This is a genomic window from Streptomyces sp. NPDC046876, from assembly GCF_040645035.1.
In the GTDB taxonomy this organism is placed as follows: Bacteria; Actinomycetota; Actinomycetes; order Streptomycetales; family Streptomycetaceae; genus Streptomyces.
Genome location: NZ_JBEYXK010000167.1, coordinates 1 through 9,182, shown reverse-complemented (window position 1 = coordinate 9,182; position 9,182 = coordinate 1). Strand labels below are relative to the sequence as shown.

Here is a 9,182-nt window from a genome sequence, read left to right as displayed (position 1 = left end):
CCCCGGCCCCCGTCCGCCTCAAACGCCGGCGAGGCTGGAAAATCCAGCCCGCGCGGCGTTTGAGCGCACCGGGCGCGAAGCGCACGGAACGGGGTCCGGGGGCGGAGCCCAGGTTTCGGGAAGGGGCGGGGAGGGGACGGGCTCCGCGCAGCGGGACAGCGGCACCCGCAGGTCACGGCAGCGACGCCAGCAGGGCGGCCACCGCCGGGGACCAGGCGCTCGCCGAAGGGGTCCCGTACCCGACGACCAGGGCTTCGCGGGGCGGCAACTCCGCATCCGGATGCGCATAGCGCGACAGCGTCTCCAGCCCGAGGTCATGCCAGGCCGCAGCCCGCAGCACCGCATCCTGCGTCCCCCCGGGAAGGTCCAGCACGGCGTGCAGCCCCGCCGCGATCCCCGACACCCCGACCCGCCCCGCCACCGCGGCCACCAACTCGTCGCGCCGCCTGCGGTACCGCACCCGCATCCCCCGCACGTGCCGGTCGTACGCCCCCGACCGGATGAACTCCGCCAGCGTCAGCTGGTCCGGCGCGCTGGAGGTCCAGTCGATGCGCCCCTTCGCGGCGAGTACCTCGTCCAACAGCCCCGCCGGCACCACCATCCACCCCATCCGCAGCCCCGGCGCAAGGGACTTGCTCGCGGTGCCGAGGTACACCACCCGCTCGGGGTCGAGCCCCTGGAGCGCGCCGACCGGCTGGCGGTCGTAGCGGAACTCCCCGTCGTAGTCGTCCTCCAGGATCAGCCCGCCCGTGGTCCGGGCCCAGTCGACGGCGGCCGCCCGCCGGTCGGGGGTGAGCGCGACGCCGGTCGGGAACTGGTGCGCGGGCGTCAGCAGCACGGCCCCCGCCTCCCCGCCCAGCTCGGTGGTGCGGGCCCCCGCCCCGTCCACCGCCAGCGGCACCGTCCGCAGCCCCGCCCGCTCCACCAACTCCCGGTGCACGTCGAGGCTGTACCCCTCCACGGCCACCTCGCGGACCCGGCGCGCCCGCAGCACGCCGGCCAGCAGCGTCAGCGCGTGCGCGAAGCCGGAGCACAGCACGATCCGGTCCGGGTCGGCGTACACCCCGCGCGCCCGTGCCAGATACCCGGCCAGGGCCTCCCGCAGCTCGATCCGCCCGCGCGCGTCGACCGCGTACCCGAAGGCCTCGTTCGGGGCGTCGGTCAGCGCCCGCCGGGCCGCCGAGAGCCAGGCCGCGCGCGGGAAGGCGGCGAGGTCCGGGGCGCCCGCCATCAGGCTGTACGCGGGCGGCCGGCGCAGACCCGGCCGGGCCCGGACGGCGGCGGCCGCGGCCCGGCGCGGCCGGGCCCGCTCCGCGACCCGGGTGCCCGAGCCCTGGCGGGCCGTCAGCCAGCCCTCGGCGACGAGTTCGGCGTACGCCTCCGCGACCGTGTTGCGCGCGATGCCGAGGTCGGCGGCGAGCGAGCGCGAGGACGGCAGCCGGGTCCCGGCGGCCAGCCGGCCGCTGCGCGCCGCCTCGCGCAGGGCTTCGGTCAGCCCGGCCCGCAGGCCGCGCCCTGCGGAGAGGTCCAGATGCAGGTCGACGCCCAAAGTGGCCCGGGAATCCGTCATGGAACTGGACCATATCGGCGGGCCGCCCGCTCCGTAAGCTCATGATCATGACGACTCAGGAGAGCACGCCCGAAGCCACCGCCGCCCACTGCGCCGAGCACACCCCCCGCATGAACCTGGCGGGCCGGGTCCCCGAGATCTACAAGGCCATCGTCGCCTTGGAGATCGCCTCCAAGAAGGGGCTGGACCCGCTCCTGGTCGAGCTGGTCAAGATCCGTGCCTCGCAGCTCAACCACTGTGCGTTCTGCCTCGACATGCACAGCAAGGACGCCCTCGCGGCGGGTGAGAGCGTGCAGCGGATCGTCCAGCTCAGCGCCTGGGAGGAGTCGCGGCACTTCTACACCGAGCGGGAGGTCGCCGCGATCGAGCTGACCGAGGCGGTGACCGTCCTGACGGACGGTTTCGTGCCCGACGAGGTCTACGAGCGGGCCGCGAAGCAGTTCGACGAGAAGGAGCTCGCCCAGCTGATCGCCGTGATCGCGACGATCAACGTCTGGAACCGCGTGGCCGTCACCACCCGCATGGTCCCGGGCCACTACACGCCCGGCATGTACAACCACTGATCGGCGCGGCACCCGCCCGCGGGAACGGGGAAGGCCCCGGCGCACGTGCGCCGGGGCCTTCCCGTCGTGGAAGAGATCGCGGGGATCAGATGAGGCCGAGCTCGCGGACCGCGTCGCGCTCCTCGATGAGCTCCGCCACGGAGGCGTCGATCCGGGTGCGGGAGAACTCGTTGATGTCCAGGCCCTGGACGATCTCGTACTTGCCGTCCTTGCAGGTGACGGGGAAGGAGGAGATCAGGCCCTCCGGGACGCCGTAGGAGCCGTCCGACGGGATGCCCATGGAGGTCCAGTCGCCCGCGGCGGTGCCGTTGACCCAGGTGTGGACGTGGTCGATGGCGGCGTTGGCGGCGGAGGCGGCCGAGGACGCGCCACGGGCCTCGATGATCGCGGCGCCGCGCTTGGCGACGGTCGGGATGAACTGGTCGGCCAGCCACGCCTGGTCGTCGACGACCTCGGCGGCGTTCTTGCCGGCGATCTCCGCGTGGAAGATGTCCGGGTACTGGGTCGCCGAGTGGTTGCCCCAGATGGTCAGGCGCTTGATGTCGGTGACGTCGGCGCCGGTCTTCTGCGCCAGCTGCGAGATCGCGCGGTTGTGGTCCAGGCGGGTCATCGCGGTGAAGCGCTCGGCCGGGACGTCCGGGGCGGCGGCCTGCGCGATGAGCGCGTTGGTGTTGGCCGGGTTGCCGACGACGAGGACCTTGATGTCGTCCGCGGCGTGGTCGTTGATGGCCTTGCCCTGCGGCTTGAAGATGCCGCCGTTGGCGGAGAGCAGGTCACCGCGCTCCATGCCCTTGGTGCGCGGGCGGGCGCCCACGAGCAGCGCGACGTTGGCACCCTCGAAGCCCTTGTTCGGGTCGTCGAAGATGTCGATGCCCTTCAGGAGCGGGAAGGCGCAGTCGTCGAGCTCCATGGCGGTGCCCTCGGCGGCCTTCAGGCCCTGGGGGATCTCCAGGAGGCGGAGCTTGACCGGCACGTCCGCGCCGAGCAGGTGACCGGACGCGATGCGGAAGAGCAGCGCGTAGCCGATCTGGCCGGCGGCGCCGGTGACGGTGACATTCACAGGAGTGCGGGTCATGGCCTTCTCCGTTAGACAGCTGGCGGTGGGGCGTCCCTGCCCCATGTGCTGGCGGACGCCGCTTCCCTGCGAATCTTGACGTGAAGAGACATCCGGCGTCAGGCTATCCGACTCCCAAGCGGCCCAACCCCCCGGTCCGTGTGGTGCGCGGCACACGGACCGGGAGTTCGAAGGCGGGAGCCCGGATGCGCCCCCGCAATTCGCCTGCCGGGCTCGCCCGGACGGGTGGATCGGGGCCGTCCGGCGGCTCTGCGGCGGCTACCTGACGGTGAAGCGGGCCGCGTTCTCCAGGAAGGGCAGCTCCAGCCAGGGCTTGGGCTCCACCACCAGCGCGAGCAGCGTGATCGCCACGCCGAGCAGCCCGTACGTGACCATGTCCGTGAACCGGGAGCGCACGGCGAGCATGCCCACGTCGGGCAGGACGCGCCGCAGCACCGCGGCCGCCATCAGGGCCACGCCGATCACCAGGCAGCCGATCCGCGGGTGGCCGAGCGCGGTGCACAACAGCCCGGCCGCGGTCGCGGCGAGCACGCTGAGCATCGGCCACTGCCGGGCCGCGAGCGCATCGCCGGGCGCGGCCCGGCCGGCGCCCTCGGGGCGGGCGGTGTCCTGGGTGACGGCGGGGAAGCGGCGCGACTTGGGGGCGGCGCCGGCCTGCGGGGGCGTGGCCCCGTTCTCCGCGGCAGCCTGCGGGGGCGTGGCCCCGTTCTCGGCGCCGTCCTGCGCCCCGCGCGGCGTCCCGTTCTTCGCCCCGTTCGCCGCCCCGCGCTCCCGGTCCTGCTCAGCCTGCACTGGAGATCGTCCGTTCCGCCGCCTCGACGACGTTGACGAGCAGCTGCGCCCGCGTCATGGGCCCGACGCCGCCCGGGTTCGGCGAGATCCACCCGGCCACCTCGGCGACCCCGGGGTGCACGTCGCCGACGATCTTGCCGGCCTCGTCGCGGCTGACGCCCACGTCGAGCACGGCCGCGCCCGGCTTGACGTCCTCCGGCTTGACCAGGTGCGGCACGCCCGCCGCCGCGACGATGATGTCGGCCTGGCGCAGCAGCCCGTGCAGGTCGCGGGTGCCGGTGTGGCACATGGTCACGGTGGCGTTCTCGGACCTGCGGGTCAGCAGCAGGCCCATCGAGCGGCCGACCGTGATGCCGCGGCCCAGGAGGACGACGTGCGCGCCGTTGATCTCCACGCCGTGGCGGCGCAGCAGGGCGACGATCCCGTACGGGGTGCAGGGCAGCGGGCCCGGCTCGTTCAGCACCAGCCGGCCCAGCGACATCGGGTGCAGGCCGTCGGCGTCCTTCAGCGGGTCCATCAGCTCCAGGACCCGGTTGGTGTCGATGCCCTTGGGCAGCGGGAGTTGCACGATGTAGCCGGTGCAGGCCGGGTCCTCGTTCAGCTCGCGAACGACCGCCTCGATCTCTTCCTGGGTGGCCGTCGCGGGCAGTTCCCGCCGGATGGACTCGATGCCGACCTCGGCGCAGTCCTTGTGCTTTCCGTTGACGTACCAGCGGCTGCCCGGGTCGTCGCCGACCAGCAGGGTGCCGAGTCCGGGGGTGACGCCCCGGGCCTTGAGGGCCGCCACACGGGCGGCCAGTTCGGACTTGATCGCGGCGGCTGTGGCCTTGCCATCGAGAATCTGGGCGGTCATGGACCCATCCTCCCGGATGGGGTGCCCCCGGTTCCACTCGTGTCCGCCCGTGCCCGTCAAGGCATCCGGCCGGGCGGCCCGGTTCGGCCGATTGCCACAGCCTTGAAACATTCATTGCACTTGCACAACAAGTGACCGGCCGGTCGCAAAGCCGCTGGACAAGTCCGCCCCGATCGGCCGACGATGACGGGACAAAGAGTGCCGCGGGCAGTGCCGGGGGGCGGACCGCAGAACATCGCAGTACCACCTCCGTGCGTGCCGTGCGTCCCCGCACTTCCACGGAGGAACACCCGACCATGAGTTTCGGCGACCCGAACAACCCGTACGGGCAGCAGCCCCCGCAGGGCCAGCCCGGATACGGCTACCCGCAGCAGGCCCCGCAGGGCTACCCGCAGCAGGGCGGCTACGCCTACCCGCAGCAGGCCGCTCCCCAGGGCTACCCCGCGTACCCGGGCGGCCCCGGCGGCTACCCGGGCGTTCCGATGCAGATGCCGGGCCTGCTGAAGACGGCGCGCGTGTTCCTCTTCATCATCGCGGGCATCCAGCTGCTCGTCGGCGTGTTCGCCCTCCTCGGCGCCGCCTTCGTCTCCAGCAGCAGCTCCACCAGCTCCTCGACCTCGGACGCCGCGGCCGGCCTGATCGCCCTCATCGCGTTCATCGCCATCGCGTTCGCCGTCTGGGCGATCGTCCTCGGCGTGAAGTTCGGCAAGGGCGGCAACGCCACCCGCATCACGACCATCGTGTACGCGGTGCTGTTCCTGCTGAGCAGCCTGTCCAACTTCGCGAACCTGAGCGGCAACGGCGCCACCGGCCCCTCGATGGTCGGCGGTGTCCTCGGCCTGGCCATCGGCGTGCTCATCCTCGTCGCCGCGGTCAACAAGGACTCGGTCGCCTGGTTCAACCGTCCGCGGTACTGATCCCGGCAGGCACGACAACGGTTCGACGGCGAAGGCCGCGCCCCGCAGCGATGCGGGACGCGGCCTTCGCCGTGCGCAGTGCCAGTGCCAGTGTCAGTGGAAGAAGTGGCGGGTGCCGGTGAAGTACATGGTGACGCCCGCCGCCTTCGCGGCCTCGACCACCTGCTCGTCGCGGACCGAACCGCCCGGCTGGACCACGGCCTTGACGCCCGCGGCGGTCAGGATCTCCAGACCGTCCGGGAACGGGAAGAAGGCGTCGGACGCGGCGTACGAGCCCTGCGCCCGCTCCGCGCCGGCCCGCTCGACGGCGAGCTTGGCGGAGTCGACGCGGTTGACCTGGCCCATGCCGACGCCGACCGAGGCGCCGTCCTTGGCCAGCAGGATCGCGTTGGACTTCACGGCCCGGCAGGCCTTCCACGCGAAGGCGAGCTCGGCGAGCTCCTCGGCGGAGAGCGCCTCGCCGGTGGCGAGGGTCCAGTTCTTCGGGTCGTCGCCCTCGGCCTGGAACACGTCGCTCTGCTGGAGGACCGCGCCGCCCGAGATGGGCTTGAGGTCGCCCGGCTGGTGCGGGCTGCCGTCGACGCGCAGGACGCGGATGTTCTTCTTCTTCGCCAGGATCGCGACCGCACCCTCCTCGTAGGCGGGGGCGGCGATGACCTCGGTGAAGATCTCCGCGACCTGTTCGGCGAGCTGCACGGTCACCGGGCGGTTGACGGCGATGACACCGCCGAACGCCGACAGCGGGTCGCAGGCGTGCGCCTTGCGGTGCGCCTCGGCGACGTCCGCGCCGACCGCGATGCCGCACGGGTTGGCGTGCTTGATGATCGCGACGCAGGGCTCGTCGTGGTCGTACGCGGCGCGGCGGGCGGCCTCGGTGTCCACGTAGTTGTTGAAGGACATCTCCTTGCCGTGCAGCTGCTCGGCGTTGGCGAGCCCGCCCGGCTGTCCGTCCGTGTAGAGGGCGGCGGCCTGGTGCGGGTTCTCGCCGTAGCGCAGGACGGCCTTGCGGTCCCAGGCGCCGGCCAGGAACTCGGGCAGGGCGGCCTCGCCGTCCTCCGGGGCGTACGCGTTCGTGAACCAGGAGGCCACGGCGACGTCGTACGCGGCGGTGTGCTGGAAGGCCTCGGCCGCCAGGCGCTTGCGGGCGGCGAGGTCGAAGCCGCCGCCCTGGGCCGCGGCGAGGACGTCGGCGTACCGGGCGGGGCTGGTGACGACGGCGACCGACGGGTGGTTCTTGGCGGCGGCGCGGACCATGGACGGGCCGCCGATGTCGATCTGCTCGACGCACTCGTCGGGGGTGGCGCCCGAGGCGACGGTCTCCCGGAACGGGTACAGGTTGACGATCACCAGGTCGAACGGCTCCACGCCCAGCTCGGCGAGCTGGTTGCGGTGGTCCTCCAGGCGCAGGTCGGCCAGGATGCCCGCGTGGACGCGCGGGTGCAGGGTCTTGACCCGGCCGTCGAGGCACTCGGGGAAGCCGGTCAGCTCCTCGACCTTGGTGACGGGCACGCCGGCCCCGGCGATCCGGGAGGCGGTGGAGCCGGTGGAGACGAGCGCGACGCCCGCCTCGTGCAGGCCGCGCGCCAGCTCCTCCAGTCCCGTCTTGTCGTAGACACTGACGAGCGCGCGCCGGATCGGTCGCTTCGACGAGGTGGTGCTGCTCTCTACGGCGGTCACTGGATTGTTACCTTTCGTCCCTCAATGCGGTAGCCGTGCCGGGCCAGGCGCCCCACGACGTCGACGAGCAGCTGGCGCTCGACTTCCTTGATGCGCTCGTGCAGAGCGGCTTCGTCGTCCTCGTCCCTGACCTCGACCACACCCTGGGCGATGATCGGACCGGTGTCCACGCCGGCGTCCACGAAGTGGACCGTGCAGCCGGTGACCTTCGCGCCGTACGCGAGGGCGTCCCGGACGCCGTGGGCGCCGGGGAAGGCGGGGAGGAGGGCGGGATGGGTGTTGATGAAGCGGCCGCCGAAGCGGTCGATGAACGCCTTGCCCACGATCTTCATGAACCCGGCGGAGACGACGAGGTCCGGCGCGTACGCGGCGGTCGCCTCGGTGAGCGCGGCGTCCCACTCCTCGCGGCTGCCGTAGGCCTTCACCGGGCACACGAAGGTGGGGATCCCGGCCTTCTCGGCCCGCTCGAGGCCCGCGATGTTCTCGCGGTCGGCCCCCACGGCGACGACTTCGGCCCCGAAGCCCTCGGCTCCGCCCGGGTGGGCGTCGATGGCGTCGAGGAGGGCCTGGAGGTTGGTGCCGGATCCGGAGACCAGCACGACCAGGCGGGAGGCGGCCATGGAGAGGCCCTTTCTCGCGGGGATCTCGTTCGTCTTTGTGCGGTCATACAAAACTTCGACACCCCGCTATACGGGGGACCCTACGAAGCCACCGACCGCCTGCAACGATACCGGCACACCGGACAGCCCCCGAGGGACGGGGGGACGGCCGAGGGGTAGCGTCTGGCGTACACGCCGCAAACGGCGCGGTGGAGGGCACCGCGCGCCCCTTCAACGCACCCAGCCCGCGACGCACTTCGACGTCCACGACACAGGGGAAGTAACGCACTCGATGCCGGACCGCCGTCAGCCCGACTCCTCCACCGACGACAACCCCTTCGCGGCTCCGCCGGAGGGCCGGCCCGACCAGCCGTGGCAGCCGCGCAGCGGCGGGGACGGCCGCGAGGGCCGCGGCCCGGGCGGCCAGGACCCGGACACCGGGTCCGGCGGGCCGGTGCGGTGGGACCCCACGGACCCGATCCAGCGGCGCGCCCGGTACGCGCTGCTCGCCGGCATGTGGGGCTTCTTCTTCGGGATCTTCGGGATCCCGTCGGTGGGGCTGCTGCTGGGGGCGCTCGCGGTGTACTGGGGCATCAGCGGCCTGCGCGGCCGGCCGGCCCCGACGGCCGCGGACCCGGACGCCTCCCCGGCGGACCCGGCGCACCCGACCGACCCGGCGGCCCGGGGCGGCCTGGCGGCCCTCGGCCCCGCCGCGCGGCCGCAGCGGGCGGCGGCGGTCAGCGGCCTGGTCACGGCCGCGATGGCGATCGTCCTCGCGCTCGGCTCGTACGGCGTGCAGCTGGCCTACAAGGACTTCTACATCTGCCGCGACGACGCCCTTACCCGCGCGGGGCAACTGGAATGCAACAACCTCCTCCCGGACAACCTCCTGGGCACGTACCTGAAGGTCCGCCAGTAGCTCCCGCCACCGCCCCCGGGCCCAACCCGCCGCCGCCTGCCGCCGCCGCCTGCCGCTGCCGCTGCGCGGAGCGGTTCCCCACCCCGCCCCTTCCCGAAACCGGGCTCCGCCCGGACCCCGTACGCCTCAAACGCCGGCGGGGCTGGGATGGACCCGGCGGGGCTGAAAGACCCGGGCGCTCCGCGCCCGGTGCGCTCAAACGCCGCGCGGGCTGAAA

At 73.1% G+C, this 9,182-nt stretch carries 9 protein-coding genes; 3 read left to right on the top strand and 6 right to left on the bottom strand.

Going from position 1 to position 9,182, the window contains the following annotated elements; translation table 11 throughout:
- Nucleotides 1-172: 172 nt before the first annotated feature.
- Entirely contained in the window at nt 173-1,570 is a 1,398-nt protein-coding gene (locus tag ABZ924_RS37200; protein ID WP_361919938.1) for a PLP-dependent aminotransferase family protein, read from the bottom strand.
- 47 nt (nt 1,571-1,617) lie between these two features.
- On the opposite strand from ABZ924_RS37200, the gene ABZ924_RS37195 reads away from it, so the two are divergent.
- On the top strand, nt 1,618-2,133 hold the full coding sequence (locus ABZ924_RS37195) for a carboxymuconolactone decarboxylase family protein (RefSeq protein WP_361919936.1): 516 nt from the start codon (nt 1,618-1,620) through the stop codon (nt 2,131-2,133).
- Between the two features lie 85 nt (nt 2,134-2,218).
- Here the strand turns inward: ABZ924_RS37195 and ABZ924_RS37190 are convergent, their stop codons facing one another.
- The 3 genes from ABZ924_RS37190 to ABZ924_RS37180 form a co-directional block, all read right to left on the bottom strand.
- Nucleotides 2,219-3,208, bottom strand: coding sequence for a malate dehydrogenase (locus ABZ924_RS37190; protein WP_361919934.1), 990 nt, complete (start codon nt 3,206-3,208; stop codon nt 2,219-2,221).
- A 258-nt stretch (nt 3,209-3,466) separates the two neighbouring features.
- Nucleotides 3,467-4,000 carry a DUF3017 domain-containing protein gene (locus ABZ924_RS37185; protein WP_361919932.1) on the bottom strand — a complete coding sequence of 178 codons (534 nt, stop codon included), beginning with the start codon at nt 3,998-4,000 and terminating at the stop codon, nt 3,467-3,469.
- Entirely contained in the window at nt 3,990-4,853 is an 864-nt protein-coding gene (locus ABZ924_RS37180; RefSeq protein ID WP_361919930.1) for a bifunctional methylenetetrahydrofolate dehydrogenase/methenyltetrahydrofolate cyclohydrolase, read from the bottom strand. Before ABZ924_RS37180 ends, ABZ924_RS37185 begins: the two co-directional genes overlap by 11 nt.
- A gap of 296 nt (nt 4,854-5,149) precedes the next feature.
- Between ABZ924_RS37180 and ABZ924_RS37175 the strand changes: the two genes are divergently transcribed.
- Nucleotides 5,150-5,770 (top strand): hypothetical protein, encoded by a 621-nt coding sequence (locus ABZ924_RS37175; protein ID WP_361919928.1) that lies wholly within the window; start codon nt 5,150-5,152, stop codon nt 5,768-5,770.
- Nucleotides 5,771-5,863: 93 nt separating this feature from the next.
- On the opposite strand, the gene purH is transcribed toward ABZ924_RS37175, so the two are convergent.
- Complete coding sequence (purH, locus tag ABZ924_RS37170) at nt 5,864-7,447, bottom strand: bifunctional phosphoribosylaminoimidazolecarboxamide formyltransferase/IMP cyclohydrolase (protein WP_361919926.1); 1,584 nt, start codon at nt 7,445-7,447, stop codon at nt 5,864-5,866.
- Entirely contained in the window at nt 7,444-8,067 is a 624-nt protein-coding gene (gene purN, locus ABZ924_RS37165; protein WP_361919924.1) for a phosphoribosylglycinamide formyltransferase, read from the bottom strand. The genes purH and purN overlap by 4 nt, the downstream gene beginning before the upstream one ends.
- Before the next feature lie 271 nt (nt 8,068-8,338).
- Here purN and ABZ924_RS37160 point away from each other — a divergent pair, with 271 nt between their 5' ends.
- Entirely contained in the window at nt 8,339-8,965 is a 627-nt protein-coding gene (locus ABZ924_RS37160; RefSeq protein WP_361919922.1) for a hypothetical protein, read from the top strand.
- The last annotated feature ends 217 nt before the right edge of the window (nt 8,966-9,182 follow it).

Excerpts from the sequence above, each read along its gene's own strand:
- ABZ924_RS37200 (WP_361919938.1), bottom strand. The coding sequence starts at position 1,570 with ATGACGGATTCCCGGGCCACTTTGGGCGTCGACCTGCATCTGGACCTC.
- ABZ924_RS37195 (WP_361919936.1), top strand. The coding sequence starts at position 1,618 with ATGACGACTCAGGAGAGCACGCCCGAAGCCACCGCCGCCCACTGCGCC.
- ABZ924_RS37190 (WP_361919934.1), bottom strand. The coding sequence starts at position 3,208 with ATGACCCGCACTCCTGTGAATGTCACCGTCACCGGCGCCGCCGGCCAG.
- ABZ924_RS37180 (WP_361919930.1), bottom strand. The coding sequence starts at position 4,853 with ATGACCGCCCAGATTCTCGATGGCAAGGCCACAGCCGCCGCGATCAAG.
- ABZ924_RS37175 (WP_361919928.1), top strand. The coding sequence starts at position 5,150 with ATGAGTTTCGGCGACCCGAACAACCCGTACGGGCAGCAGCCCCCGCAG.
- purN (WP_361919924.1), bottom strand. The coding sequence starts at position 8,067 with ATGGCCGCCTCCCGCCTGGTCGTGCTGGTCTCCGGATCCGGCACCAAC.
- ABZ924_RS37160 (WP_361919922.1), top strand. The coding sequence starts at position 8,339 with ATGCCGGACCGCCGTCAGCCCGACTCCTCCACCGACGACAACCCCTTC.